Source organism: Sphingomonas rubra (assembly GCF_900115745.1).
In the GTDB taxonomy this organism is placed as follows: Bacteria; Pseudomonadota; Alphaproteobacteria; order Sphingomonadales; family Sphingomonadaceae; genus Sphingomonas; species Sphingomonas rubra.
Window position 1 is genome coordinate 194,918 of record NZ_FOXP01000002.1, and the last position, 23,942, is coordinate 218,859.

Below are 23,942 nucleotides of genomic sequence, written 5' to 3' on the forward strand. Positions count from 1 at the left end.
GTGACGGCGTCGTTACCCTTTGATGACAGCGGCTTGGGCAGGGGCGGCGGGGGGCGATGCGGCGGGCAGGGTGACCGCCACGGTGGTGCCGGTGCTGGGCACGCTCTGCACCTCCATGCGCGCGCGGTGCCGCTCGACGATGTGCTTGCAGATGGCCAGGCCCAGCCCGGTACCGCCGAGCGTGCGGCTGCGCCCCGCGTCGACGCGGTAGAAGCGCTCGGTCAGGCGCGGCAGGTGTTCGGGCGCGATCCCCTCCCCGCGGTCGGTGACGGTCAGCCGGACGGCGCTGCCGCGTCGCTCGGCGGCGACCGTCACGGGCGTGCCGGCCCGGCCGTATTTCATCGCATTGCCGACCAGATTGTGGAGCAGCTGCGACAATTGCGCGCGGTCGCCGACGATCGCGGGCAGTTCTCCGGGCACCACGCAGTCGAGATCGCCGGAGCGCGGATTGCCCGTCGCCACCAGTTCGGCGCAGACCTCGTCGATCAGCCTGCCCAGATCGATGGGCTGGTCGGGCACGCGGAACTTGTCCGCCTCGATCCGCGACAGCGACAGCAGGTCCTCGACCAAGCGCTGCATGCGCCGCGCCTCGTCGCCGACGATGCGCAGGAAGCGGCGGCGCAGGTCGGGGTCGTCGCCCGCCTCGTCCGCCAGCGTCTCGGCATAGCCGATGATCGAGGCGAGCGGGGTGCGCAGCTCGTGGCTGGCGTTGGCGACGAAATCGACGCGCATCCGCTCGGCCGCCGCGTTCTCGGTCCGGTCGTGGAGCGTGACCACGCGCATGTCGCCCCCCGTCGCCGCGACCAGCCGCCAGCGCCGGTCGCGCGCGCCGAGGCCGACCAGCTCGATGTCGCGCGGTTCGGCGGCGGCGAGCGCCTCGGCCGCGGCCGGGTGGCGGATGGCGACCCGCGCGTCCTCGCCGACCAGATGGGTGCCGAGCACCGACCGCGCCGCGGCGTTGGCGATCGCGACGCGACCGGCGGTCAGCACCAGCACCGGATCGGCGACCGCATCCAGCACGCTGGCGAGCGATGGTTCCTGCGGGTCCGGCACCGCGTCCGCGGGGGAAGCCTCGGGTCGCATCCACGCGATCAGCGCGGCGACCACGCCGCCGATCAGGGCGAGCAGCGCCGCGATCCCGTCCCCGCGGGCGACACCGGTCGCGACCGCCGCGACGACCGCCGCCCCCAGGGCGAGGAGCAGGCGCGAGATCGATTCGGAACGCATCCCGTTCTCCTATCGCAGCCGCCGGGGTCGGGCGACCCGCGTCACGCGGCGGCGAGGCGTTCCAGCGTCGGCAGCAGCTCGCGATAATCGTCGACCGTCGCGTCCGCGCCGAGCTCCGCCACCGGGCGATCGAGAAAGCCGAAGGCGCAGGCGATCACCGGCACGCCCGCCGCCTTGGCCGCGCGCACGTCGTAGATCGAATCGCCGACGAACGCGGCCCGCCCGCCGCCACACCGCTCGATCATGGCGTGGATCGGGGCGGGCGACGGCTTGGCGTTGCCGGCGCCCAGCGTGTCGCCGCCGATCAGGCAGGCGAAGCGATCGGACAGGCCGAGCGTGGCGAGCACTTCCGCGGCGTAGCGCTCGATCTTGTTGGTGACGACCGCCAGGCGCACGCCGCGCGCCGCCAGCGCGTCCAGCGCGTCGAGCGCGTGCGGGTAGGGGGCGGTGTGGACCACCATGTTGGCCTCGTAATGATCGAGCAGCCTGCGGTGCAGCACGTCCAGCTCGTCGTCGTCGCAACCGCCGGTCGCCGCCATGCCCTGCGCCAGCATGTGCCGCGCGCCGCCACCAATCATCGGCTTGATCGCCGCCACCGTCAGCGGCGGCCGTCCGGCGCTCGCCAGCGCGTGGTTGACCGCGGCGGCGAGGTCGCCGCTGGTGTCGAGCAGCGTGCCGTCCATGTCGAAACCGACGATGTCGAAAGGAGAGGTCATGGTCCGCGCCTGCCAGCGGCACACTGGAAATGGCAAGACTTTCGTGGCACCGCGGCGGTGATGAGCGACAATTCCGGCACTCCCCTGGCCGCGATCGTCCTTGCCGCCGGCAAGGGCACGCGGATGAAGTCCGATCTGCACAAGGTATTGCACCCGGTCGCGGGGCGGCCGATGTTGCTCCACCTCCTGGCCGCAGTCGGCGATCTGGCGCCGGAGCGGGTGGTGGTGGTGACCGGCGCCCTGTCCGAACAGGTGGAGGCGGCGGTGGCGCCGCTCGGCGCCAAGACCGCGCTGCAGGCGGAGCAGCTCGGCACGGCGCACGCGGTCGGCCAGGCGCGGGACGCGCTGGCGGGTTTCGACGGCGACGTGCTGATCCTCTACGGCGACGTGCCGCTGGTCGGCCCTGCGACGATGCGCGCGATGGTCGAGCGGCTGCACGCGCCCGACGCGCCGGCGGCGGTGGTGCTCGGCTTCCGCCCCGCCGATCCGGCGGCCTATGGTCGGGTCATCGCCGACGCGGACGGGCGGATCGCGCGCATGGTCGAGTGGAAGGACGCGAGCGAGGCCGAGCGCGCCGAGACGCTGTGCAACTCCGGCCTGATGGCGGTGCGCTCGGCCGACCTGTGGCCGCTGCTCGCGCGCGTCGGCAACGACAATGCGGCGGGCGAATATTACCTGCCCGACCTGGTGATGCTCGCCGCCGCCGACGGGCGCGGCTCGGCGGTGATCGAGACCGACGAGGCGGAGGTCGCGGGCGTCAACAGCCGCGCCGAACTCGCCGCCGTGGAGGCCGCGTGGCAGGGCCGCCGCCGTGCCGCCGCGATGGCGAACGGTGCCAGCCTGGTCGCGCCCGAGACGGTGTGGTTCGCGCACGACACGGTGCTTGGCCGCGACGTGATCGTGGAGCCGAACGTGGTGTTCGGCCCCGGCGTGACGGTGGCGGACGGCGCGACGATCCGCACGTTCAGTCATCTGGAGGGCGCCACCGTGGGCAAGGGTGCCGAGGTCGGTCCCTATGCCCGCCTCCGCCCCGGCGCGGTGCTCGGGCCTAAGTCCAAGGTCGGCAACTTCGTCGAGGTGAAGAAGGCGACGCTGGGCGAGGGGGCGAAGGCCAATCACCTGACCTATCTCGGCGATGCCGAGGTCGGCGCGGGTGCGAACATCGGCGCGGGCACGATCACCTGCAACTATGACGGCTTCCTCAAATACCGAACGAGCATCGGGGCGGGCGCCTTTATCGGCTCCAACTCGGCCTTGGTCGCGCCCGTGTCGATCGGGGCGGGCGCGATCGTCGCGGCAGGATCGGTGGTGACGGCCGACGTTGCGGCCGACGCGCTTGTCCTGGTTCGTCCGCCGCAGGTCGCCAAGCCCGGCTGGGCGAGGCGCTTTCGCGAGATCATGGCGGCGCGTAAGGCTGCCCGGTAGAATACGGAGTATCACCCCACATGTGCGGCATCGTCGGTATCCTCGGTCAGGCCAAGGTCGCTCCGCGTCTCTTCGACGGGCTCAAGCGGCTCGAATATCGCGGCTATGATTCGTCGGGCATCTGCACCGCGCACGATGGCGATTTCGATCGTCGCCGTGCGCCGGGCAAGCTCGCGCACCTGGCCGAGCGGCTCGCCGCCGATCCGTTGCCGGGCGTCATCGGCATCGCCCATACCCGCTGGGCGACGCACGGCGGCCCGACCGAGGACAACGCCCACCCGCATATCGCCGGCGACGTGGCGGTGGTGCACAACGGCATCATCGAGAATTTCAAGCCGCTGCGTGACGAACTGATCGCGGACGGCCGCACCTTCCTGTCGGAGACCGATTCGGAGGTGGTCGCGCACCTCGTCGACCGCGAGCGCCAGCGCGGTGCCTCGCCGACGGACGCGATGGCGACGGTGCTGCCGCGCCTGCATGGGGCGTTCGCGCTGGCGGTGATGTTCAAGGACCAGCCGGACCTGCTGATCGGCGCGCGTCTCGGTGCGCCGCTGACGGTTGGATACGGCGAGGGCGAGAATTACCTCGGCTCCGACGCGCACGCGCTCGCCGCGCTGACGCAGCGGATCGCCTATCTCGACGAGGGCGACTGGGCGGTGGTGCGCCGCGACGGCGTCGAGATCTTCGACCGCGACAACCAGCGCGTCGAGCGCCCGATCGTCCATTCCGGCGTGTCGAGCCAGGTGGTCGACAAGGGCAATCACCGGCATTTCATGCTGAAGGAGATCTACGAGCAGCCGATCGTCGTCGCGCAGACGCTGCGCTCGTATCTCCAGCGGATGGACGAGCGGGTGACGCTGCCGATCCCCGAGGGCGACCTGTCGGCGGTGAAGCGGGTGACGATCGTCGCGTGCGGCACCAGCTTCTACGCGGGCATGGTCGCGCGCTACTGGTTCGAGCAGTTCGCGCGCGTGCCCGTCGACCTCGATGTCGCGTCCGAGTTCCGCTACCGCGCGCCGGTGATGGAGCCGGGCGGGCTGGCGCTGTTCATCTCGCAGTCGGGCGAGACCGCCGACACGCTCGCCGCGCTGCGCCACGCGCGCGCGGAGGGGCAGACGATCGCGGTGGTGTGCAACGTGCCGACCAGCTCCATGGCGCGCGAGGCGGACCTGCTGTTGTCGACGCATGCGGGGCCGGAGATCGGCGTCGCCTCCACCAAGGCATTCACCTGCCAGCTGGCGGTGCTCGCCGCCTTCGCCGCCAATCTGGCGCGGGCCAAGGGGCGGCTGAGCCGGGAGGACGAGCGCGCGATCGTCGAGCATCTGGCAGAGGCGCCCGCCTCGCTCAACGCCGCCCTGGCGCTGGACGAGGCGATCGAGCAGGTCGCGACGCAGGTCGCTCCCGCCCGCGACGTGCTCTATCTCGGCCGCGGCACCGATTACCCGCTGGCGCTGGAAGGTGCGCTGAAGCTGAAGGAAATCAGCTACATCCACGCCGAAGGTTACGCGGCGGGCGAGATGAAGCACGGGCCGATCGCGTTGATCGACGACGCGGTGCCGGTGATCGTCATCGCACCGTCGGGGCCGTTGTTCGAGAAGACGGTGTCGAACATGCAGGAGGTGCGCGCGCGCGGCGGCCGCGTCATCCTGATCTCCGACGAGGACGGCATCGCCGAGGCGGGGGCGGGCTGCGCGGCGACGATCGCGCTGCCGCGCGTCCACCCGCTGATCGCGCCGATCGTCTACGCGGTGCCGATCCAGCTGCTCGCCTACCACGTGGCGGTGCAGAAGGGGACCGACGTCGATCAGCCGCGCAACCTCGCCAAATCGGTGACGGTGGAGTGATCCGCTAGGCCCGATCACATCCGGGCTGTTGCGACCTTCCCTTCTTCGTCATGCCGGGCTTGTCCCGGCATCCAGAGCCACAGGGGGGTGTCCTGCTTGGCCCTGGATGCCGGGACGAGCCCGGCATGACGGCTTTTCTCCGGTGCAAGAACCTGGATATCGATCCGGCCTAGCGGAACGGTCGGCTCAGGAAGCGCGAGCCGGCCAGTCCGAAGCGCCACGGCTCGTCGGCCGCGCGCGTGATGCCGATGCGCGGCCCGACGAGCAACGGCGGGGTGGCGTCGGTCAGGACCAGCGCGAACGGCGGTGCGTCGAGCGGCGATCCGTCCATCGCGCCAGTGATGCCGAGCGCCTGGCACAATCGCCCCGGCCCCGAGCAGAGCAGCCGCGGATCGGCCGTGCCGCGCCGCGCCGCCATGATCTCCAGACCCATCGTCGGCTCGAGCGCGCGGATCAGCACCGCCGCCGCCTCCTCGGCCCCGCCGACGACGTTCATGCACCAGTGCAGGCCGTAGCTGCGGTAAACATAGGCGCGGCCCGGCGGCCCGAACATCGCCGCGTTGCGCGCGGTGCGGCCGGCGAAGCTGTGCGCGGCCGGGTCGCCGGCGTGATAGGCTTCCGTCTCGACAATCGTCCCGCTCACACCGTCGACGGTGAGCGTCGCGCCGATCAAGGCACGGGCGACGTCGAGAACAGGACGGTCGAAGAAGGCGTGATCCATCGCCGACGGCCATGGCGCATGGCACGCGCGACGTCACGGCCGATCAGATCGCGCCGTCCTCCTCGCTGATCCGGGCGCCGTCGGCGCGCGGCAGATCGAGATCGGGCAGCGCGCCGCGATGGATGCGGACGCCGGCCGAGACGAGCATCGGCGTCGCGCTCGCGGAGCCGCGATGTACCGTCACCGCGTCGTGATCGACCAACGTGTTTCGTATCGCCGATTCGGCCGCGACGGTGGCGCGAGGGACAGGAGGGTTGGGCTCGACCTGCGCGTAGGATTGGCGAAAGGCCAGCGTCCGCTCCATCGCGCCGCGCCAGCGGTAGAACAGGTGCGCGCCGATCGTGGTGATCCGCGTCATGCTCGCGGCCCACCACGGCATCACGTAATTGGCGTGATAGAAGGTCGCCCCGCCGACCGGCGCGTAGACCGATCCGGCGAGCGCCGCCTCGGCGACCGCGCGCGCCCGGTTCCAGGCGGCGGGCTGACGCGGGCGGTTCAGCGATCCGTCGCAGGTGAAGGAAAATTGGCAGCCGGTCCGCCGCTGCGATCCCTGATAGACGACGCCGCAGACGCTGGCGGGGAAGGCGCGATCGCGGACGCGGTTGAGCACCACCTGCGCCACCGCGCGCTGGCCGTCCTCGGACTCCGATCCTGCCTCGTAGTAGACCGCGGTCGTCAGGCACTCCAGCGCCCGGTCAGCATCGGCCTGGTTCTGGGCGGCGGCGACGAAGGGCGGTGCGGCTCGCGGTGTCGCCACCGCCGGTCCGCCGATGGACCGATCCGGTTTGGCGACGACCGAGGAGGTGAGCGCCAGGCCGTCGAGCAGAGCCCGCGCATCGGCGACGTGGACGGGCGCGGCGGCCGGCCGGGAGGGCTCGGGAACGCACGATGTCGACCCGATGAGCGCGGCCAAGCCGATGCCTGCCGTCACGCTGCTCGATCGCGCCCTGTTCGCGCATACCGTCGGTTCCATGACCTCCGGTTAGGCGACGATACTTGTCGTCCGGTTAACCTAGAGGAGCTTCACCAGCATCAGCAGCAAGCCCAGGATCGACACCAGCCAGCAGAGGCTGCGCAGATACGGTACGCCGAACAGATAAAGCGGGATGTAGCAGATCCGGGCCGCAAACCATACCGCGGCACCCAGCGCCCCGAGGCCGCCCGTGCGGTCGCTCGCCGCCAGTGCCAGCGCCAAGGCGATGAAGGCGGGGTAGGTTTCCCCGAAGTTGCGCAGCGCCCGCTCGGCGCGACCAGCCATGCGCCCGAGCGGCTCGGCGTTCCCGTCGCGCGCGCCTGCGCCCCAGGCAAAGCCACGCTCGCGCGTCATCGTCTGCCCTTGCAGGGCCAGATGCGCGAGCAGCAGCACGACCGACCAGCCGAGCAGCGTTAGTTCAAGGGGGAGGGGTGCCATGCGTCATGTCCTCGCCGTGTCGTCCGCTCAACGAGCGCTGCGACGATCGGGTCCGGCGAGGGAGGATGGCAGGGGAGCTCGGACTCGAACCGAGGGCCTTCGGTTTTGGAGACCGACGCTCTAACCAACTGAGCTACACCCCTGTGCGGTGGCGGCCTTTACCCGCATCGGGGCCGCTCGGCAAGCGGATGGTTGCCTCGCCCGGTCGATCGATTAGGACTTGGGGGCGAGGGAGTGACGATGATGTACCGGTTATGGATGGCGCTGGCGGCGATCGCGGCCAGCGGGGCGGGCGCGCAGGCGCCAACGGCGCAGCCCGATCTCGGTCCCCGGCTGGAACGCTTCACCTATCCCTGGCCCGTGCAGACGATGACGGTGGACGTCGTCGGCCAGCCGGCGGAGATGGCGTTCATGGACCTCGCCCCCGCGCGGCCCAACGGGCGCAGCGTGGTGCTGCTCCACGGCAAGAACTTCTGCGGGGCGACGTGGGAGTCGAGTGCGCGGGCGCTGTCCGCGGCGGGGTATCGCGTCCTCGTTCCCGATCAGATCGGATTCTGCAAATCGTCCAAGCCGCGCGCCGCGCAGTACAGCTTCGAGATGCTGGCGAGCTTCACCCGACGGCTGATGGAGTCGCGCGGCATCGCCAGGGCGCACGTGGTCGGCCATTCGATGGGCGGGATGCTCGCGATGCGCTTCGCCATCATGTACCCCGGCCAGGTCGAGCGGCTGGTGCTGGTCAATCCGCTCGGCCTCAAGGACCGGTCGGAAATGGGGCTTCCGTACGTCGACGTCGACACGCTGTGGGCGGGCGAGCGCAAGACCAGCTACGCCAGCATCAAGGCGTATCAGCTGGAAAACTATTACCACGGGCAGTGGAAGCCCGCGTACGACCGCTGGGTATGGATGCAGGCGGGGATGTACGCGGGCGCCGGCCGCGAGCAGGTGGCGCTGGCCCAGGCCAAGACCAGCGAGATGATCAAGACGCAGTCCGTCGCGCACGAACTCTACCGCATCACGCCGCCCACGACGCTGATCGTCGGCACGCTCGACAAGACCGCGTTCGGCCGGGCGCAGACGCCGCCCGACCTGCGCCGCTTCCTTCAGGCGATCCCGATCGTCGCGCCCGCCGCCGCGCGGGCCATGCCGAAGGCCACGCTCGTCCGGTTGGAGGGGCTGGGCCATTCGCCGCAGGTCGAGGACCCTGCACGGTTCGAGCGGACGCTGCTCGCGACGCTGGCGCCGCCGCGCGGCTAGGTCGAAATCCGGCGGAGCGGCAGGGGCGCGTCGTTCGCGGCGCGCGCGATCGGCCACAGCGTCAGCCGGGTGCCGCCGAGGGCGAGCGCGACCGCCAATCCGATCGCCTCGATCCCGATCGGCGCCAGGATCGGCAGCACCAACGTGGCGAACAGCGCCGCGGCGTCCTGCTCGCGTGGCGACGCGCGCCGTGCAGCGCAACTCGCGGCGATCCACGCGGCCAGGCCGATCGCCGTCGCCAGCAGCAGGATGTTCGCATCTGCGGGCAGCCATGTTCCCAGCGACGCGCGGGGGAGAGGGTGTGCGTCGACCGACCAGGCGACGGCCGCTGCGGCGAGCGAGAACGGCGGCAGGATCGCCCGGGCGACTCGGTGCGCGATGGCGGTGCCGAGCAGCACGGGAAGCAGCGCGAGACCAACCGTCGACGCGCCGGCCGCGATCCCCGCCGCCAACGCCATGTCGCGATGCCGCCGCTCGCGCGCGGCGACGAGCGCGGCGGCGCTGCCGGTCACGCTCAGCACTTCCGTCGGGGTCAACGCGCCGCCCGACAGCGCGCCGGCGGCGACCAAGGCGATCATGGCGAAACGTAGCGGCGGCATGGACCGCGTATCGCGCGACACCGGTTGCGACGGCGTTAAGTCTGCCCGATTGACCGGCGGCGGCTTCCTTCGTATAGGCGCGCCTGCATTCCGGGGGCTCCACGCCTTCGGGCGGCAGCTTGAACATTGCTGGGATCGATGGGGCCTCTCAGGATGCGCATGCGCGTCCGTCAGGGCCTTTTTGTATTCTAGGTGGCTCCAGCAAAGTAACCCTCAGGAAGGTGAAGGCTTCAATGCCCACGATCAACCAGCTGGTCCGCAAGGGCCGCGACCCGCAGAAGGCCAAGTCGAAGGTCCCTGCGATGGAGCAGAACCCGCAGAAGCGCGGCGTCTGCACCCGCGTCTACACGACGACCCCGAAGAAGCCGAACTCGGCGTTGCGCAAAGTGGCCAAGGTCCGCCTGACCAACCAGCGCGAAGTCATCAGCTATATCCCGGGCGAGGGTCACAACCTCCAGGAGCACTCGGTGGTCCTGATCCGCGGCGGCCGTGTCCGCGATCTTCCCGGCGTTCGCTATCACGTCCTGCGCGGCGTGCTCGATACGCAGGGCGTCAAGGATCGTCGCCAGAGCCGCTCCAAGTACGGCGCGAAGCGTCCGAAGTAAGCCGGTCGGTTCTTTAACCGATCCTCGCATGGCTGAAGTTTAGAAGGAATTTGTAATGGCTCGTCGTCGTCGTCCCGAGAAGCGGGAAATCCTGCCTGATCCCAAGTTCGGGGATGAGGTGCTGTCGAAGTTCATGAACTCCGTCATGTACGACGGCAAGAAGTCTGTGGCCGAGCTGATCGTCTACGGCGCGATGGAGACCGTGGAGCAGCGCGCCAAGCGCGAGCCGCTCGGCGTGTTCCACGACGCGCTGAACAACATCAAGCCGGGCATCGAGGTCCGCAGCCGCCGCGTCGGCGGTGCGACCTACCAGGTGCCGGTGGAGGTCCGTCCGGAGCGTGCCCAGGCGCTGGCGATCCGCTGGCTGATCTCGGCGGCGCGCAACCGCAGCGAGAACACGATGGCCGCGCGCCTGTCGGGCGAGCTGCTGGACGCATCGAACAACCGCGGCAACGCGGTGAAGAAGCGCGAGGACACGCACCGCATGGCGGAAGCGAACCGCGCCTTCTCGCACTACCGCTGGTAAACGCGATGCGGGACTTTTCGCCCGCGTTCTGAACACCATATCGTGGGGAGCCGGAGCGGATGCTCTTGCTCCCCACATCTGCAAGGAAGCACCTCCCATGGCCCGCAGCCATCCGCTCGAACTCTATCGCAACATCGGCATCATGGCGCACATCGACGCCGGCAAGACGACGACGACCGAGCGCATCCTCTATTACACCGGCAAGTCCTACAAGATCGGCGAGGTCCATGAGGGCACCGCGACGATGGACTGGATGGAGCAGGAGCAGGAGCGCGGCATCACGATCACGTCCGCCGCGACGACCTGCGTGTGGCGCGCGGAAGAGGGCAAGGGCCCCGAGCACCGCATCAACATCATCGACACCCCCGGCCACGTCGACTTCACCATCGAGGTGGAGCGGTCGTTGCGCGTGCTCGACGGCGCGGTCGCGTGCTTCGACGGCGTCGCGGGCGTGGAGCCGCAGTCGGAGACGGTGTGGCGCCAGGCCGACAAGTACGGCGTGCCGCGGATGTGCTTTGTCAACAAGCTCGACCGTACCGGCGCCGACTTCTACTTCTGCGTCGACTCGATCATCGAGCGTCTCGGCGCGCGTCCGGCGGTGCTGTATCTGCCGATCGGTATCGAGGGCGGCTTCAAGGGCCTGGTCGACCTGGTCGAGAACCGTGCGATCATCTGGCTGGAAGAGAGCCTGGGCGCGAAGTTCGAATATCAGGATATTCCGGACGACCTGAAGGAGAAGGCCGCGAAGTATCGCAGCGACCTGATCGAGATGGCCGTCGAGCAGGACGACGACCTGATGGAGGCGTATCTCGAGGGCAACGAGCCGTCGGTCGCCGACCTCAAGAAGCTGATCCGCAAGGGCACGCTGTCGATGGCGTTCGTGCCGATCGTCTGCGGCTCGGCGTTCAAGAACAAGGGCGTGCAGCCGCTGCTCGACGCGGTGGTCGATTATCTGCCGTCGCCGCTCGACGTGCCGGCGATCAAGGGCGTCAAGCTCGACGGCGAGACGCCGGACGAGCGTCCGTCCTCGGACGAGGCGCCGTTCTCGGCGCTGGCGTTCAAGATCATGAACGATCCCTTCGTCGGCACGCTGACCTTCGCGCGCATCTACTCGGGCAAGCTGGAGGCGGCGACGCAGGTCCAGAACTCGGTGAAGGACAAGAAGGAGAAGGTCGGCCGCATGCTGCTGATGCATGCGAACAGCCGCGAGGACATCCAGGAGGCGTTCGCCGGCGACATCGTCGCGCTGGCGGGCCTGAAGGACACGACGACCGGCGACACGCTCTGCGCGCAGTCGGCGCCGATCATCCTGGAGCGGATGGAGTTCCCCGAGCCCGTGATCGAGCTGTCGGTGGAGCCCAAGACCAAGGCCGACCAGGAGAAGATGGGCGTCGCGCTCAATCGTCTCGCCCGCGAGGACCCGTCGTTCCGCGTGTCGTCGGACGCCGAGTCGGGCCAGACCATCATCAAGGGGATGGGCGAGCTCCACCTCGAGATCTTGGTCGACCGCATGAAGCGCGAGTTCAAGGTCGAGGCGAATGTCGGTGCGCCGCAGGTGGCGTATCGCGAGTACCTGAAGAAGCCGGTCGACATCGACTACACGCACAAGAAGCAGTCGGGCGGTACCGGCCAGTTTGGTCGCGTCAAGGTGAAGCTGACGCCGGGCGAGCGCGGTGCCGGCATCATCTTCAAGGACGAGATCAAGGGCGGTAACATCCCCAAGGAGTATCTGCCGGCGATCGAGAAGGGCTTCCGCGAGACGGCCGCCTCGGGTTCGCTGGTCGGCTTCCCGATCATCGACTTCGAGATCGTGCTGTACGACGGCGCCTACCACGACGTCGACTCGTCGGCGCTGGCGTTTGAAATCTGTGCGCGCGGCGCGATGCGCGAAGCGGCGCAGAAGTCGGGCATCACGCTGCTCGAGCCGATCATGAAGGTCGAGGTCGTCACCCCGGAGGATTATCTGGGCGACGTCATCGGCGACATGAACAGCCGTCGTGGCCAGATCCAGGGCACCGACAGCCGCGGCAACGCGCAGACGGTCGAGGCGATGGTGCCGCTGGCCAACATGTTCGGCTACGTCAACGCGCTGCGGTCGTTCACGCAGGGCCGCGCGCAGTACAGCATGCAGTTCTCGCACTATGACGAAGTGCCGCAGAACGTCGCCGACGAGGTGAAGGCCAAATTGGCCTGAACCGAAGCGCACGGGGCTAGAGCAATCTAGCCCCGAGACGCGAGGAGGCCGGCCGGCGGGTCGACGCAGTCGAGCCCGTCCGACGAGACAGCGGATTCACTCCGCTGTCAGCCCCCACAGGCGACGGGGCTGGCAATACGACACACGACCCGCTAAAGGGCCGCGTCCGGCGCGGCTCCGAAGCGAATCCGGAACCAAACCCAGAAGGCAAGGAAATCATGGCCAAGGCGAAATTCGAGCGGAACAAGCCGCACCTCAACATCGGCACCATCGGTCACGTCGACCATGGCAAGACGTCGCTGACGGCGGCGATCACCAAGGTGCTGGCCGAGACGACCGGCGGTACCGCCGTCGACTTCGCCAACATCGACAAGGCGCCGGAAGAGCGTGAGCGCGGCATCACGATCTCGACCGCGCACGTCGAGTACGAGACCAACAACCGCCACTACGCGCACGTCGACTGCCCCGGCCACGCCGATTATGTGAAGAACATGATCACGGGCGCCGCGCAGATGGACGGCGCGATCCTGGTCGTGTCGGCCACCGATGGCCCGATGCCGCAGACCCGCGAGCACATCCTGCTGGCGCGCCAGGTCGGCGTGCCCGCGATGGTCGTGTTCATGAACAAGGTCGATCTGGTCGACGACGAGGAGATCCTGGAGCTCGTCGAGCTCGAGATCCGCGAGCTGCTCTCGTCCTACGAGTTCCCGGGCGACGACATCCCCATCATCAAGGGTTCGGCCACGGCCGCGCTGTCGGGTTCAAACCAGAAGCTGGGTCAGGACGCGGTCACCGAGCTGATGCAGGCCGTCGACGACTACATCCCGCAGCCCGAGCGTCCGCTCGACAAGCCGTTCATGATGCCGATCGAGGACGTGTTCTCGATCTCGGGTCGCGGCACCGTCGTGACCGGTCGCGTCGAGACCGGCATCGTCAAGGTCGGTGAGGAAGTCGAGATCGTCGGCATCCACCCGGAGGTCCGCAAGACCACCGTCACCGGCGTCGAGATGTTCCGCAAGCTGCTCGACCAGGGCCAGGCTGGCGACAACGTCGGTGCGCTGATCCGCGGCGTCGCCCGCGACGAGGTCGAGCGTGGCCAGGTGCTCTGCAAGCCCGGTTCGATCAAGCCGCACACCGACTTCGCGTCGGAGGTCTACGTGCTGTCGAAGGAAGAGGGTGGCCGTCACACGCCGTTCTTCGCCAACTACCGCCCGCAGTTCTACTTCCGCACGACCGACGTGACCGGCACCGTCGAGCTGCCTGAGGGCACCGAGATGGTCATGCCCGGCGACAACGTCGCGCTCGGCATCAAGCTGATCGCACCGATCGCCATGGACGTCGGCCAGCGCTTCACGATCCGCGAGGGCGGTCGTACCGTCGGCGCCGGCGTCGTCAGCGGCATCACCAAGTAAGCTTTCTCCGTCACCCCGGGTCTGTCCCGGGGTCCAGGGCCAAGCAGCGTCACGCGCGCGGCTCTGGATGCCGGGACAAGCCCGGCACGACGAGGAAATGGTGAAAAGTTCCGCCCGGCACCTCGAAATGAGGTGTCGGGCGTTGCTTTTAGTAGAGGGCAGCGGTAAGCGCCGCGCCTTCGAGTTTTCGAGTCACGGCTCTTTCTCCGCCGTTCCGGATACGCATCGTTCCTGTGGAGCCCGCGTCCGGAACCTCGCCCCGCCGGTGTAGCGCCTGCGGCACGAGTCTTCGGTCCTCTGGGCCGGGGTGGTGGCCGAGGTCGTGGCGCATCGCACGGTAGGGACATATGGACAGCAACATCCGCATCCGCCTCAAGGCGTTCGACCATCGCGTGCTCGACCAGGCGACCGGCGATATCGCCGACACGGCGCGCCGCACCGGCGCGCTGATCCGCGGGCCGATCCCGCTGCCGACCCGCATCGAGAAGTTCACCGTCAACCGCGGCCCGCACATCGATAAGAAGTCGCGCGAGCAGTTCGAGGTGCGCACCTACAAGCGCATGCTCGACATCGTGCAGCCGACCCCGCAGACGGTCGACGCGCTGATGAAGCTCGACCTCGCCGCTGGCGTTGACGTCGAGATCAAGCTGGCCTAAGGGCCGCGAGCGCTGCGGTCGACTCCGGTCCCGCAGCGCTTGTGTTTTTTGAGATACCGCCGACGGCTACGGTTGTCGGGCCAGCGTCTCCCGTCAGTTCTTAGCAGATTGCCGAGAGCACCAGCCCGGGACGGGGCGCTTCTGCAAATACCGGGTTGGCAAGCACGTGCGGCAATTCCGCCCGCGTGCCTCTGTAAGGAGTGTGGATCATGCGCACCGGCGTGATCGCGAAGAAGATGGGGATGACCCGCCTGTTCCAGGACGATGGTCGGCACGTGCCGGTCACCGTGCTGCAACTCGACGGGCTTCAGGTCGTCTCCCGCCGCGAGATGAATACCGACGGCTACACCGCCGTCCAGCTTGGCGCGGGCAGCGCCAAGGCCAAGAACGTTGCCAAGCCGCAGCGCGGCCACTTCGGCAAGGCCGAGGTCGAGCCCAAGGCGATCCTGGCCGAGTTCCGCGTGACCGAGGAGAACCTCCTCGACGTCGGCGCCGAGCTGTCGGCCGATCACTTCGTCGCCGGCCAGTACGTCGACATCCAGGGTCGGACGCAGGGCAAGGGCTTCGCCGGCGGCATGAAGCGCTGGGGCTTCGGCGGTCTGCGCGCGACGCATGGCGTCTCGGTCTCGCACCGTTCGCTCGGTTCGACCGGTCAGCGCCAGGACCCGGGCAAGGTCTTCAAGAACAAGAAGATGGCCGGCCAGATGGGTGACAAGTACCGCACCCAGCAGAACCTCGAGATCGTGTCGACCGACGCGGCGCGCGGCCTGATCTTCGTCAAGGGCTCGGTGCCCGGCTCGAAGGGCGGCTGGCTGTTCGTTAAGGACGCGGTGAAGGAGGCGATCCACGCCGACGCGCCGTTCCCCGCGGGCCTGCGCGCCAAGGCGCATGATGAGGAGCCGGTGGTCGCCGCGGTCGAGGGCGATGCCGTCCACGAGATGCCGCCGCTGCCGAGCGCCGAGGAAGTCGAGGCCGGCGTCGCCGCCTCGAACGCCGCGGGTGCGGGCGAAGTCGATCCGGGTAGCGTCCCGGCGGCCGACGGCAAGGAGGGCTGATCCATGAAGATTCAATCCAAGTCCTTCTCCGGTGAGAACGGCGCAGAGATCGAGCTGAACGACGAGGTCTTCGGCCTCGAGCCGCGCGCCGACATCCTGCACCGCGTCATCACCTGGCAGCTGGAAAAGCGCCGTGCCACCGCGCGCGGCACCCGCGAGCGGGCCGACGTGGCGCGCACCGGCAAGAAGTTCGGTCGCCAGAAGGGCGGCGGTACCGCTCGTCACGGCGATCGCCGCGCTCCCGTCTTCATCGGCGGTGGTAAGGCCCACGGTGCCCGCGTCCGCGACTTCAACCCGTCGCTGAACAAGAAGGTTCGCGCGCTGGGCCTGAAGATGGCGCTGTCGAGCCATGCCAAGCAGGGCTCGCTGGTCGTCATGGACACGCTGGCGGTCGAGGGTGGCAAGACGAAGACGCTGAAGGGCGATCTCGCCAGGCTCGGCTTCGGCAAGCGCGCGCTCGTCATCGACGGCGATCTGGTCGACACCTCGTTCGCGTTCGCCGCCGGCAATTTGCACGAGATCGACCTGCTCCCCGCGGTCGGTGCCAACGTGTACGACATCATCAAGGCAGACACGCTGGTGCTCACGCGCGCCGCGGTCGAGAAGCTGGAGGCGCGCTTCAATGGCTAAGCCGCAGAAGGGGGCGATCGACAACCGTCATTACGACGTGATCGTCGCGCCGCACATCACCGAGAAGGCGACCCTGCTGTCCGAGCAGAACGCCGTCGTGTTCCGCGTCGCCAACGACGCGACCAAGCCCGAGATCAAGGCCGCCGTCGAGGCGCTCTTCTCGGTCAAGGTTCTGGGGGTCAACACGATCGTCCAGAAGGGCAAGACCAAGAAGTGGAAGGGCACGCCCTACACGAAGTCCGACGTGAAGAAGGCGATCGTCACGCTCGCCGACGGTCAGTCGATCGACGTGACGACGGGGGTCTGAGATCATGGCACTCAAGCAATATAATCCGACGACCCCCGCCCAGCGCGGGCTGGTGCTGGTCGACAAGTCGCAGCTCTGGAAGGGCAAGCCCGTCAAGGCGCTGACCGAGGGCAAGACCAAGACCGGCGGCCGCAACAACAAGGGTCACGTGACCAGCCGCGGTATCGCGGGTGGCCACAAGCAGCGCTACCGCTTCATCGACTTCAAGCGTCGCAAGTGGGACGCCGAGGGCACCGTGGAGCGGCTGGAGTATGATCCCAACCGGACTGCGTTCATCGCGCTCGTCTCCTACGCCGATGGCGAGCAGACCTATATCATCGCGCCCCAGCGTCTGGCGGTCGGTGACAAGGTCGTCGCGGCGAAGAAGACCGACGTGAAGCCGGGCAACGCCATGGAACTGGGCCAGGTGCCCGTCGGCACCATCGTCCACAACGTGGAGATGAAGCCGATGAAGGGTGGCCAGATCGCCCGCTCGGCCGGCACCTACGTGCAGGTCGTCGGCCGTGATCGCGGTATGGTGATTGTTCGCCTGAACTCGGGCGAGCAGCGCTACATCCACGGCGAGTGCATGGCCACGGTCGGTGCGGTGTCGAACCCGGACAACCAGAACACGAACCTCGGCAAGGCCGGTCGTTCGCGCTGGCTGGGCAAGCGTCCGCTGACCCGCGGCGTCGCCAAGAACCCGGTCGACCACCCGCACGGCGGTGGTGAAGGCCGCACCTCGGGCGGCCGTCACCCGGTCACCCCGTGGGGCAAGCCGACGAAGGGTGCGCGCACCCGTCACAACAAGTCGACCGACAAGATGATCATCCGGTCGCGTCATTCGACCAAGAGGAAGGGCTAAACCATGGCTCGTTCAGTCTGGAAGGGCCCGTTCGTCGAACTGAGCCTTCTGAAGAAGGCGGAAACCGCGCAGGACGGCGGCGCCCGCTCGCCGATCAAGACCTGGTCGCGTCGCTCGACCATCCTGCCGTCGTTCGTCGGCCTCACGTTCAACGTCTACAATGGCCGCAAGTTCGTGCCCGTGTCCGTCAACGAGGATATGGTGGGCATGAAGCTGGGCGAGTTCGCGCCGACGCGCTACTTCCCCGGCCACGCCGCCGATAAGAAGGGCAAGCGCTAATGTCGAAGCCAGCATCCCCCCGCAAGGTCGACGACAAGTCGGCGCTGTCGGTCGGCACGCAGATCCGCGGTTCGGCGCAGAAGCTGAACCTGGTCGCGGGCCTGATCCGCGGCAAGAAGGCGTCGGACGCGCTCAACATCCTGGCCTTCTCGTCGAAGGGCATGGCGGTTGACGCGCGCAAGGTGCTCGCCTCCGCGATCGCCAATGCCGAGAACAACCACAACCTCGACGTCGACGCGCTCGTCGTCCACGAGGCGTCGGTCGGCAAGTCGATCACCATGAAGCGTTTCGCGACCCGCGGCCGTGGCAAGTCCACCCGCATCCTGAAGCCGTTCAGCCGTCTGCGCATCGTCGTGCGCGAGCAGGAAGAAGCATAATGGGTCACAAGAGCAACCCAATCGGGATGCGGTTGCAGATCAACCGCACCTGGGACAGCCGCTGGTACGCCGAAGGTGCTGCCTATGGCCAGCTGCTGCTGGAGGATCTGAAGATCCGCCAGTACATCATGAAGACGCTGCCGCAGGCGGCGATCTCGAAGGTGGTGATCGAGCGTCCGGCGAAGCTGTGCCGTATCTCGATCTACGCCGCGCGTCCCGGTGTCATCATCGGCAAGAAGGGCGGCGACATCGAGAAGCTGCGCAAGACGATCGGCGCGATGACCGCGTCGGACGTCTCGCTCAACATCGTCGAGATCCGCAAGCCGGAGGTGGACGCCCGCCTCGTCGCGCAGGGCATCGCGGACCAGCTCGAGCGTCGTATCGCCTTCCGTCGCGCCATGAAGCGTGCGGTGCAGTCGGCGATGCGCCTGGGTGCCGACGGCATCAAGGTCTATTGCGGCGGCCGTCTGGGCGGCGCGGAGATCGCGCGTTCGGAGAGCTACCGCGAGGGCCGGGTGCCGCTGCACACGCTGCGCGCCAACATCGACTATGCCGAGGCGACCGCGCACACCTCCTACGGGGTCTGCGGCGTCAAGGTGTGGGTGTTCAAGGGCGAGATCCTGGGTCACGACCCGATGGCGACCGACCGGCTCATGATGGAGGCTCAGACCTCCGGCGTGCGCCCGGTGCGCGACGACCGTCGCTAAGGGAGTAGAGAATCATGCTGCAACCGAAGCGCACCAAGTTCCGCAAGGCCTTCAAGGGCCGCATCCACGGCGACGCCAAGGGCGGCACCACGCTCAACTTCGGGTCGTACGGCCTGAAGGCGATGGAGCCGGAGCGGATCACCGCTCGCCAGATCGAGGCGGCGCGCCGCGCGATCACGCGTCACATGCGCCGTCAGGGCCGTTTGTGGATCCGCGTGTTCCCGGACGTGCCGGTCTCGGGCAAGCCTGCCGAAGTCCGCATGGGCTCGGGCAAGGGTTCGCCGGAGTTCTGGGCCGCCCGCGTCAAGCCGGGCCGCATCCTGTTCGAGCTCGACGGCGTCGACGGCAAGCTGGCCGCTGAAGCCTTCGAGCGCGCCGCGATGAAGCTCCCCATCAAGACCAAGGTCGTCGCCCGCCTGGGTGACACCAGCCACCTCGGAGGCGAGTAATGGCCAACAAGACCGACTTCACCGGCCAGAGCGACGACCAGCTCTCCGAGAGCCTGGGCAACCTGAAGCGCGAACAGTTCAACCTGCGCTTCCAGGCGGCGACCAACCAGCTCGAGAAGCCGAGCCGCGTCCGCGAGGTCCGCAAGGACATCGCGCGCATCAAGACCATGCAGGCGCAGCGCACCGCCGCCGCGTCCGCCAAGTAAGGAACGACACATGCCGAAGCGCGTGCTGACCGGAGTGATCGTCTCCGACAAGGGCGAGAAGACGGTGGTCGTGAACGTGGAGCGCAAGGTCAAGCACGCGCTCTACGGCAAGATCATCCGCCGCTCGAAGAAGTATCACGCCCATGACGAGGGCAACGAGTTCAAGCAGGGCGAGACGGTGCGGATCGAGGAGATCGCACCGATGAGCAAGCTGAAGACCTGGAAGGTGCTCGACCGGGTGAACACCCACGCGACGCCCGAGCGGGTCGACGTCGACGCGTAACCATTCGTCCTGCCGGGCTCGTCCCGGCATCCCGGGTCAGGAGCGGCAGCGCTCGTGACCCTGGACCCCGGTACGAGGCCGGGGTGACGTTTCGATCGGGGAAGGGGAGGCGTTGCCTTCCTTGCCTGGAGCGGCTATGGGGCCGCTCCCCCTGGCGCGGGTTCGCCCGCCGCCGGGGTTTTGTTTTAGGCGGGGTTGGGTCGGTATCCACCCCAGAAGCGAGAAGGAAGCGGATCAATGATCCAGATGCAGTCCAATCTCGACGTCGCTGACAACAGCGGCGCGAAGCGGGTGCAGTGCATCAAGGTGCTCGGCGGTTCCAAGCGCCGGGTGGCCGGTGTCGGCGACATCATCGTCGTGTCGATCAAGGAAGCACAGCCGCGCGGCAAGGTGAAGAAGGGTGACGTTCACCGCGCCGTCATCGTCCGCACCGCCAAGGACATCCACCGCGCGGACGGCTCGACCATCCGCTTCGACGGCAATGCCGCGGTGCTGGTCAATAAGAACGAGGAGCCGATCGGCACCCGTATCTTCGGCCCGGTCGTGCGTGAGCTGCGTGGCAAGAAGCACATGAAGATCATCTCTCTCGCCCCCGAGGTGCTGTAATGGCCGCCGCGAAGATCAAGAAGGGCGACCAGGTCATCGTCCTGTCCGGCAAGGACAAGGGCAAGACCGGCACCGTGACCCAGTCGATGCCGAAGGACGGCAAGGTGATCGTGGGCGGCATCAACGTCGCGACCCGCCACCGCAAGCCGAGCCAGGTCGAGCCGCAGGGCGGCCTGGTGAAGGTCGAGGCGCCGCTGCACGTCAGCAAGGTCGCGCACGTCGTCGACGGCAAGCCGACCCGCGTCCGCTTCGAGGTGCAGGACGGCAAGAAGGTCCGCGTGGCCGTGAAGACGGGGAGCAAGATCGATGGCTGATGCGACCTACAAGCCCCGGATGAAGGGCATCTACGACGAGAAGATCGTCAAGGCGATGATCGAGAAGTTCGGTTACAAGAACGCGCTCGAGATCCCGCGTATCGAGAAGATCGTGCTCAACATGGGCGTGGGCGAGGCGACGCAGGACAAGAAGCGCGTCGAGCAGGCCGCGTCCGAGATGGAGCTGATCGCCGGCCAGAAGCCGGTCATCACCAAGGCGAAGAAGTCGATCGCGCAGTTCAAGCTGCGCGAGGGCATGCCGATCGGCGTGAAGGTGACCCTTCGCCGCGAGCGGATGTACGAGTTCCTGGATCGCTTCATCACGATCGCGCTGCCCCGCGTCCGCGACTTCCGCGGCCTGAACCCGAAGAGCTTCGACGGGCGCGGCAACTACGCCTGCGGCATCAAGGAGCAGATCATTTTCCCCGAGATCAACTATGACCGCATCGACAAGGTGCGCGGCATGGACGTGATCGTCACCACCTCGGCGAAGACCGACGACGAGGCGCGCGAGCTGCTGCGTCTGTTCGGCTTCCCGTTCCCGATCGAAGAGGCGGCCGAAGAGAAGAAGGCTGCCTGATATCGACTACCCCCGCGCCGGCAACGGCGCGGGACATGCAAGGAAGAGCTTAAGTCCATGGCGAAACTGAGTTCAGTGAACAAGAACGAGCGTCGCAAGAAGCTCGTGAAGCAATATGCCCCGAAGCTGGCCAAGCTGAAGGCGATGGCCAACGACCAGTCGCTCGACGAGAGCGAGCGCCTGATCGCCCGCCTCAAGATGGCGGAACTGCCGCGCAACGCGAACCCGACCCGTATCCGCAACCGCTGCGAGATCACCGGCCGCCCGCGCGCGTATTACCGCAAGTTCCGCCTCGCCCGCGTGATGCTCCGCGATCTTGCCAACAAGGGCATGATCCCCGGTCTCACCAAGTCGAGCTGGTAAGGACAGAACATGGCAGTGACCGATCCCCTGGGTGACCTGCTCACCCGCATCCGCAACGGCCAGCGCGCGAAGAAGGACTCCGTCCTGTCGCCCGCCAGCAAGCTGCGTGTCCGCGTGCTCGACGTGCTCCAGCGCGAGGGCTACATTCGCGGCTATTCTGAGGAGCAGATGGGCCCCGCCGCCGGCGTGCGCATCGAGCTCAAATATTTCGAGGGCCAGCCCGCGATCAAGCATGTCGCGCGCGTGTCCAAGCCCGGCCGCCGCGTCTACTCGGGCAGCCAGGAGCTGCCGCGGGTCATGAACGGCCTGGGCATCACCATCGTCTCGACGCCCAACGGCGTTCTGTCCGACGCCGAGGCGCGCGAGCAGAACGTGGGCGGCGAAGTGCTCGCGGAGGTGTTCTGATGAGCCGCATCGGTAAGAAGCCCGTCACCGTTCCCGCAGGCGTGACCGCCTCGATCGACGGCAAGACGATGACCGTGAAGGGCCCCAAGGGCACGCTCAGCCTCGCGATGCGCGACGAGATCGCCTACGCGATCGAGGACGGCGGCATCCAGGTGCAGCCCGCCAACGACACCAAGCAGGCACGGGCTTTCTGGGGCATGCAGCGCACGCTGGTCCAGAACCTGGTCACCGGCGTGACCGAGGGCTTCACCAAGAAGCTGCTCATCACCGGCGTCGGCTACCGCGCCGCGGCGCAGGGCAAGAACCTGAAGCTGCAGCTCGGCTACAGCCACGACGTCAACATCGACGTGCCGGAAGGCATCGAGGTGAAGACGCCCGACGCCACCACCGTCGAGATCAGCGGATCGGACAAGCAGAAGGTCGGTCAGCTGGCCGCCGAGATCCGTCGCTGGCGCAAGCCCGAGCCGTACAAGGGCAAGGGCATCAAGTACGACGGCGAGTTCATCTTCCGCAAGGAAGGGAAGAAGAAGTAATGAGCAAGGGTCTTTCCCTCTTCGAGAAGCGCCGTCGGCGCAATCGCACTGCGCTGCGCGCGCGCTCGGGCACGCGTCCACGCCTGTCCGTGCATCGCTCGGGCAAGCACATCTACGCGCAGGTGATCGATGACGCGCAGGGCCGTACGGTTGCTGCCGCCTCGACGCTCGCCGGTCACGAGGGCGCCACCGCGAACGTCGCTGCGGCGACCGAGGTCGGCAAGCGCGTGGCCGAGGCCGCGAAGGCGGCCGGTGTGACGCAGGTCGTGTTCGACCGTGGCGGCTTCCTCTATCACGGTCGCGTCAAGGCGCTGGCCGACGCGGCTCGCGAAGCCGGTCTGGAGTTCTAATCAGTGGCTGAGAACAACGATACCCAGCAGCAGGCGACTGCGGCTCCCGCCGGCGATGCCGGCGCTAACACCGGCGGCAACGCGGGTGGCGGATATCAGGGCCAGGGCGGCGGCTTCGGCGGCGGTCAGGGCGGCGGTCGTGGTCGCGGCGGCCCCGGTGGTGGCAATCGCGGTCGCGGTGGTCCCGGCGGGCAGCGCGGCGGTCGCGACGGCGGTCGTGGTCGTGACGGCCGCGGCGGTCGTGGTGGCCAGGACGACGGCGGCGAGGAGCTGATCGAGAAGCTGGTCCACATCAACCGCGTCTCGAAGACGGTGAAGGGCGGCAAGCGCTTCGGCTTCGCGGCGCTGGTCGTCGTGGGCGACGGCAAGGGTCGTGCGGGCTTCGGCCACGGCAAGGCCCGCGAGGTTCCCGAGGCGATCTCCAAGGCGACGGCGGCGGCCAAGAAGGCCATGGTCCGCGTGCCGCTGAAGGACGGTCGCACGCTGCACCACGACGTCAACGGCCACTTCGGTGCCGGCCGCGTCACGGTCCGCTCGGCTCCGGCCGGCACCGGCATCATCGCCGGCGGCCCGATGCGCGCCATCTTCGAGTCGCTCGGCGTTGCCGACGTGGTGACAAAGTCGGTGGGCACGTCCAACCCGTACAACATGATCCGCGCGACCTTTGAAGCGCTCGGCGAGCAGACCAGCCCCAAGGCGGTCGCGCAGCGTCGTGGCAAGAAGATCGCCGACCTGCTCGGTCGCGGTCACGGTGCCTCCGCGGAGACCGCCCAGGCCGACGCCGCGGCAGTGACGGAGTAATCTGACATGGCGACGATCAAGATCACCCAGACGGGTTCGCCCATCCGGCGCGAGAAGGACCAGCGCGCGACGCTGATCGGCCTCGGCCTCAACAAGATGCACAAGACGCGGGAGTTGGAGGACAGTCCCGAAGTCCGCGGAATGATCCGCAAGGTGCAGCACATGGTGAAGATCGAGGGCTGAGCCCTCGTTTCACCGGTGACAGACACGGGGAGGGGGGCTAAGCGGCCCCCTTCCTTTTTCTCTTCAAGCGCGACAAAAGC

General features: G+C 68.0%; 33 protein-coding genes and 1 tRNA gene. 27 read left to right on the plus strand and 7 right to left on the minus strand.

Annotated elements, in window-relative coordinates; genetic code table 11:
• Positions 1-12: 12 nt before the first annotated feature.
• Entirely contained in the window at positions 13-1,227 is a 1,215-nt protein-coding gene (locus BM145_RS03415; RefSeq protein WP_093331298.1) for a sensor histidine kinase, read from the minus strand.
• A gap of 41 nt (positions 1,228-1,268) precedes the next feature.
• Positions 1,269-1,943, minus strand: coding sequence for an HAD-IA family hydrolase (locus BM145_RS03420; protein WP_093331300.1), 675 nt, complete (start codon positions 1,941-1,943; stop codon positions 1,269-1,271).
• Between the two features lie 60 nt (positions 1,944-2,003).
• Between BM145_RS03420 and glmU the strand changes: the two genes are divergently transcribed.
• Complete coding sequence (gene glmU, locus BM145_RS03425) at positions 2,004-3,368, plus strand: bifunctional UDP-N-acetylglucosamine diphosphorylase/glucosamine-1-phosphate N-acetyltransferase GlmU (RefSeq protein ID WP_093331302.1); 1,365 nt, start codon at positions 2,004-2,006, stop codon at positions 3,366-3,368.
• A gap of 20 nt (positions 3,369-3,388) precedes the next feature.
• Complete coding sequence (gene glmS, locus BM145_RS03430) at positions 3,389-5,212, plus strand: glutamine--fructose-6-phosphate transaminase (isomerizing) (protein WP_093331304.1); 1,824 nt, start codon at positions 3,389-3,391, stop codon at positions 5,210-5,212.
• 169 nt (positions 5,213-5,381) lie between these two features.
• Here glmS and BM145_RS03435 read toward each other — a convergent pair whose 3' ends face one another.
• The 4 genes from BM145_RS03435 to BM145_RS03450 all read right to left on the minus strand — a co-directional run bounded on the left by BM145_RS03435 (position 5,382) and on the right by BM145_RS03450 (position 7,487).
• Positions 5,382-5,933, minus strand: a complete 552-nt coding sequence (locus BM145_RS03435) for a DNA-3-methyladenine glycosylase (RefSeq protein WP_093331306.1) — start codon at positions 5,931-5,933, stop codon at positions 5,382-5,384.
• A 43-nt stretch (positions 5,934-5,976) separates the two neighbouring features.
• Positions 5,977-6,846, minus strand: a complete 870-nt coding sequence (locus tag BM145_RS03440) for a cell wall hydrolase (protein WP_245739042.1) — start codon at positions 6,844-6,846, stop codon at positions 5,977-5,979.
• A 99-nt stretch (positions 6,847-6,945) separates the two neighbouring features.
• The gene (locus BM145_RS03445; protein ID WP_093331312.1) at positions 6,946-7,344 is read right to left on the minus strand and encodes an MAPEG family protein; all 399 of its coding nucleotides are present in this window, start codon (positions 7,342-7,344) and stop codon (positions 6,946-6,948) included.
• A 66-nt stretch (positions 7,345-7,410) separates the two neighbouring features.
• Positions 7,411-7,487: transfer RNA gene (locus BM145_RS03450), tRNA-Trp, on the minus strand.
• Between the two features lie 97 nt (positions 7,488-7,584).
• On the opposite strand from BM145_RS03450, the gene BM145_RS03455 reads away from it, so the two are divergent.
• On the plus strand, positions 7,585-8,598 hold the full coding sequence (locus tag BM145_RS03455) for an alpha/beta fold hydrolase (RefSeq protein ID WP_093331768.1): 1,014 nt from the start codon (positions 7,585-7,587) through the stop codon (positions 8,596-8,598).
• Here BM145_RS03455 and BM145_RS03460 read toward each other — a convergent pair.
• Positions 8,595-9,197 (minus strand): hypothetical protein, encoded by a 603-nt coding sequence (locus BM145_RS03460; RefSeq protein ID WP_143090091.1) that lies wholly within the window; start codon positions 9,195-9,197, stop codon positions 8,595-8,597. The two genes, BM145_RS03455 and BM145_RS03460, sit on opposite strands and share 4 nt — an antisense overlap.
• 233 nt (positions 9,198-9,430) lie before the next feature.
• Between BM145_RS03460 and rpsL the strand changes: the two genes are divergently transcribed.
• From rpsL to rpmD, 24 genes are all read left to right on the plus strand, one after another.
• On the plus strand, positions 9,431-9,802 hold the full coding sequence (gene rpsL, locus BM145_RS03465; RefSeq protein WP_019516007.1) for a 30S ribosomal protein S12: 372 nt from the start codon (positions 9,431-9,433) through the stop codon (positions 9,800-9,802).
• 55 nt (positions 9,803-9,857) lie between these two features.
• Positions 9,858-10,328 carry a 30S ribosomal protein S7 gene (gene rpsG / locus BM145_RS03470; RefSeq protein ID WP_093331317.1) on the plus strand — a complete coding sequence of 157 codons (471 nt, stop codon included), beginning with the start codon at positions 9,858-9,860 and terminating at the stop codon, positions 10,326-10,328.
• Positions 10,329-10,425: 97 nt separating this feature from the next.
• Positions 10,426-12,522, plus strand: a complete 2,097-nt coding sequence (fusA, locus tag BM145_RS03475) for an elongation factor G (RefSeq protein WP_093331320.1) — start codon at positions 10,426-10,428, stop codon at positions 12,520-12,522.
• A 218-nt stretch (positions 12,523-12,740) separates the two neighbouring features.
• On the plus strand, positions 12,741-13,934 hold the full coding sequence (gene tuf, locus BM145_RS03480) for an elongation factor Tu (protein ID WP_093331322.1): 1,194 nt from the start codon (positions 12,741-12,743) through the stop codon (positions 13,932-13,934).
• Positions 13,935-14,281: 347 nt separating this feature from the next.
• Positions 14,282-14,590, plus strand: a complete 309-nt coding sequence (gene rpsJ, locus BM145_RS03485) for a 30S ribosomal protein S10 (RefSeq protein WP_007406109.1) — start codon at positions 14,282-14,284, stop codon at positions 14,588-14,590.
• 209 nt (positions 14,591-14,799) lie between these two features.
• Positions 14,800-15,645 (plus strand): 50S ribosomal protein L3, encoded by an 846-nt coding sequence (gene rplC / locus BM145_RS03490; RefSeq protein WP_093331771.1) that lies wholly within the window; start codon positions 14,800-14,802, stop codon positions 15,643-15,645.
• Between the two features lie 3 nt (positions 15,646-15,648).
• Positions 15,649-16,275 (plus strand): 50S ribosomal protein L4, encoded by a 627-nt coding sequence (gene rplD / locus BM145_RS03495; protein ID WP_093331324.1) that lies wholly within the window; start codon positions 15,649-15,651, stop codon positions 16,273-16,275.
• Positions 16,268-16,582 (plus strand): 50S ribosomal protein L23, encoded by a 315-nt coding sequence (locus tag BM145_RS03500; protein ID WP_093331326.1) that lies wholly within the window; start codon positions 16,268-16,270, stop codon positions 16,580-16,582. The genes rplD and BM145_RS03500 overlap by 8 nt, the downstream gene beginning before the upstream one ends.
• Before the next feature lie 4 nt (positions 16,583-16,586).
• Positions 16,587-17,426 (plus strand): 50S ribosomal protein L2, encoded by an 840-nt coding sequence (rplB, locus tag BM145_RS03505; protein WP_093331329.1) that lies wholly within the window; start codon positions 16,587-16,589, stop codon positions 17,424-17,426.
• A gap of 3 nt (positions 17,427-17,429) precedes the next feature.
• Positions 17,430-17,705 carry a 30S ribosomal protein S19 gene (gene rpsS, locus BM145_RS03510; RefSeq protein WP_093331331.1) on the plus strand — a complete coding sequence of 92 codons (276 nt, stop codon included), beginning with the start codon at positions 17,430-17,432 and terminating at the stop codon, positions 17,703-17,705.
• A complete protein-coding gene (gene rplV, locus BM145_RS03515) occupies positions 17,705-18,082 on the plus strand; it encodes a 50S ribosomal protein L22 (RefSeq protein ID WP_093331334.1) in 378 nt (125 codons plus the stop codon). Before rpsS ends, rplV begins: the two co-directional genes overlap by 1 nt.
• Positions 18,082-18,789 carry a 30S ribosomal protein S3 gene (gene rpsC / locus BM145_RS03520; protein WP_093331337.1) on the plus strand — a complete coding sequence of 236 codons (708 nt, stop codon included), beginning with the start codon at positions 18,082-18,084 and terminating at the stop codon, positions 18,787-18,789. The genes rplV and rpsC overlap by 1 nt, the downstream gene beginning before the upstream one ends.
• Before the next feature lie 14 nt (positions 18,790-18,803).
• Positions 18,804-19,238, plus strand: a complete 435-nt coding sequence (rplP, locus tag BM145_RS03525; protein WP_093331339.1) for a 50S ribosomal protein L16 — start codon at positions 18,804-18,806, stop codon at positions 19,236-19,238.
• A complete protein-coding gene (gene rpmC / locus BM145_RS03530) occupies positions 19,238-19,444 on the plus strand; it encodes a 50S ribosomal protein L29 (RefSeq protein ID WP_093331342.1) in 207 nt (68 codons plus the stop codon). The genes rplP and rpmC overlap by 1 nt, the downstream gene beginning before the upstream one ends.
• 10 nt (positions 19,445-19,454) lie before the next feature.
• On the plus strand, positions 19,455-19,727 hold the full coding sequence (gene rpsQ / locus BM145_RS03535) for a 30S ribosomal protein S17 (RefSeq protein ID WP_093331344.1): 273 nt from the start codon (positions 19,455-19,457) through the stop codon (positions 19,725-19,727).
• Positions 19,728-19,964: 237 nt separating this feature from the next.
• Entirely contained in the window at positions 19,965-20,333 is a 369-nt protein-coding gene (rplN, locus tag BM145_RS03540) for a 50S ribosomal protein L14 (RefSeq protein WP_056530720.1), read from the plus strand.
• Positions 20,333-20,647 carry a 50S ribosomal protein L24 gene (rplX, locus tag BM145_RS03545; RefSeq protein ID WP_093331347.1) on the plus strand — a complete coding sequence of 105 codons (315 nt, stop codon included), beginning with the start codon at positions 20,333-20,335 and terminating at the stop codon, positions 20,645-20,647. Before rplN ends, rplX begins: the two co-directional genes overlap by 1 nt.
• A complete protein-coding gene (rplE, locus tag BM145_RS03550; protein ID WP_093331349.1) occupies positions 20,640-21,227 on the plus strand; it encodes a 50S ribosomal protein L5 in 588 nt (195 codons plus the stop codon). Before rplX ends, rplE begins: the two co-directional genes overlap by 8 nt.
• A gap of 57 nt (positions 21,228-21,284) precedes the next feature.
• Entirely contained in the window at positions 21,285-21,590 is a 306-nt protein-coding gene (rpsN, locus tag BM145_RS03555; protein ID WP_093331352.1) for a 30S ribosomal protein S14, read from the plus strand.
• A 9-nt stretch (positions 21,591-21,599) separates the two neighbouring features.
• Positions 21,600-21,995, plus strand: a complete 396-nt coding sequence (gene rpsH / locus BM145_RS03560) for a 30S ribosomal protein S8 (RefSeq protein ID WP_055845506.1) — start codon at positions 21,600-21,602, stop codon at positions 21,993-21,995.
• A complete protein-coding gene (gene rplF / locus BM145_RS03565; protein WP_093331354.1) occupies positions 21,995-22,528 on the plus strand; it encodes a 50S ribosomal protein L6 in 534 nt (177 codons plus the stop codon). Before rpsH ends, rplF begins: the two co-directional genes overlap by 1 nt.
• Positions 22,528-22,878, plus strand: coding sequence for a 50S ribosomal protein L18 (gene rplR, locus BM145_RS03570; RefSeq protein ID WP_093331357.1), 351 nt, complete (start codon positions 22,528-22,530; stop codon positions 22,876-22,878). The genes rplF and rplR overlap by 1 nt, the downstream gene beginning before the upstream one ends.
• Positions 22,879-22,881: 3 nt before the next feature.
• Positions 22,882-23,679 (plus strand): 30S ribosomal protein S5, encoded by a 798-nt coding sequence (gene rpsE, locus BM145_RS03575; protein WP_093331360.1) that lies wholly within the window; start codon positions 22,882-22,884, stop codon positions 23,677-23,679.
• A gap of 6 nt (positions 23,680-23,685) precedes the next feature.
• On the plus strand, positions 23,686-23,862 hold the full coding sequence (gene rpmD, locus BM145_RS03580; protein ID WP_093331362.1) for a 50S ribosomal protein L30: 177 nt from the start codon (positions 23,686-23,688) through the stop codon (positions 23,860-23,862).
• Positions 23,863-23,942 lie beyond the last annotated feature (80 nt).

Coding starts and splice junctions, on each gene's coding strand:
- rplX (WP_093331347.1), top strand. CDS start 20,333: ATGGCCGCCGCGAAGATCAAGAAGGGCGACCAGGTCATCGTCCTGTCC.
- rplB (WP_093331329.1), top strand. CDS start 16,587: ATGGCACTCAAGCAATATAATCCGACGACCCCCGCCCAGCGCGGGCTG.
- rplN (WP_056530720.1), top strand. CDS start 19,965: ATGATCCAGATGCAGTCCAATCTCGACGTCGCTGACAACAGCGGCGCG.
- rpsG (WP_093331317.1), top strand. CDS start 9,858: ATGGCTCGTCGTCGTCGTCCCGAGAAGCGGGAAATCCTGCCTGATCCC.
- rpsN (WP_093331352.1), top strand. CDS start 21,285: ATGGCGAAACTGAGTTCAGTGAACAAGAACGAGCGTCGCAAGAAGCTC.
- rpsQ (WP_093331344.1), top strand. CDS start 19,455: ATGCCGAAGCGCGTGCTGACCGGAGTGATCGTCTCCGACAAGGGCGAG.
- rplR (WP_093331357.1), top strand. CDS start 22,528: ATGAGCAAGGGTCTTTCCCTCTTCGAGAAGCGCCGTCGGCGCAATCGC.
- rplD (WP_093331324.1), top strand. CDS start 15,649: ATGAAGATTCAATCCAAGTCCTTCTCCGGTGAGAACGGCGCAGAGATC.
- rplP (WP_093331339.1), top strand. CDS start 18,804: ATGCTGCAACCGAAGCGCACCAAGTTCCGCAAGGCCTTCAAGGGCCGC.
- rpsC (WP_093331337.1), top strand. CDS start 18,082: ATGGGTCACAAGAGCAACCCAATCGGGATGCGGTTGCAGATCAACCGC.
- tuf (WP_093331322.1), top strand. CDS start 12,741: ATGGCCAAGGCGAAATTCGAGCGGAACAAGCCGCACCTCAACATCGGC.
- fusA (WP_093331320.1), top strand. CDS start 10,426: ATGGCCCGCAGCCATCCGCTCGAACTCTATCGCAACATCGGCATCATG.
- rplF (WP_093331354.1), top strand. CDS start 21,995: ATGAGCCGCATCGGTAAGAAGCCCGTCACCGTTCCCGCAGGCGTGACC.
- rplV (WP_093331334.1), top strand. CDS start 17,705: ATGTCGAAGCCAGCATCCCCCCGCAAGGTCGACGACAAGTCGGCGCTG.
- BM145_RS03420 (WP_093331300.1), bottom strand. CDS start 1,943: ATGACCTCTCCTTTCGACATCGTCGGTTTCGACATGGACGGCACGCTG.
- BM145_RS03435 (WP_093331306.1), bottom strand. CDS start 5,933: ATGGATCACGCCTTCTTCGACCGTCCTGTTCTCGACGTCGCCCGTGCC.
- glmS (WP_093331304.1), top strand. CDS start 3,389: ATGTGCGGCATCGTCGGTATCCTCGGTCAGGCCAAGGTCGCTCCGCGT.
- rplE (WP_093331349.1), top strand. CDS start 20,640: ATGGCTGATGCGACCTACAAGCCCCGGATGAAGGGCATCTACGACGAG.
- rpsS (WP_093331331.1), top strand. CDS start 17,430: ATGGCTCGTTCAGTCTGGAAGGGCCCGTTCGTCGAACTGAGCCTTCTG.
- BM145_RS03500 (WP_093331326.1), top strand. CDS start 16,268: ATGGCTAAGCCGCAGAAGGGGGCGATCGACAACCGTCATTACGACGTG.
- glmU (WP_093331302.1), top strand. CDS start 2,004: ATGAGCGACAATTCCGGCACTCCCCTGGCCGCGATCGTCCTTGCCGCC.
- rpmD (WP_093331362.1), top strand. CDS start 23,686: ATGGCGACGATCAAGATCACCCAGACGGGTTCGCCCATCCGGCGCGAG.
- rpsL (WP_019516007.1), top strand. CDS start 9,431: ATGCCCACGATCAACCAGCTGGTCCGCAAGGGCCGCGACCCGCAGAAG.
- rplC (WP_093331771.1), top strand. CDS start 14,800: ATGCGCACCGGCGTGATCGCGAAGAAGATGGGGATGACCCGCCTGTTC.
- BM145_RS03415 (WP_093331298.1), bottom strand. CDS start 1,227: ATGCGTTCCGAATCGATCTCGCGCCTGCTCCTCGCCCTGGGGGCGGCG.
- rpmC (WP_093331342.1), top strand. CDS start 19,238: ATGGCCAACAAGACCGACTTCACCGGCCAGAGCGACGACCAGCTCTCC.
- rpsH (WP_055845506.1), top strand. CDS start 21,600: ATGGCAGTGACCGATCCCCTGGGTGACCTGCTCACCCGCATCCGCAAC.
- rpsJ (WP_007406109.1), top strand. CDS start 14,282: ATGGACAGCAACATCCGCATCCGCCTCAAGGCGTTCGACCATCGCGTG.
- BM145_RS03445 (WP_093331312.1), bottom strand. CDS start 7,344: ATGGCACCCCTCCCCCTTGAACTAACGCTGCTCGGCTGGTCGGTCGTG.
- BM145_RS03455 (WP_093331768.1), top strand. CDS start 7,585: ATGATGTACCGGTTATGGATGGCGCTGGCGGCGATCGCGGCCAGCGGG.
- BM145_RS03460 (WP_143090091.1), bottom strand. CDS start 9,197: ATGCCGCCGCTACGTTTCGCCATGATCGCCTTGGTCGCCGCCGGCGCG.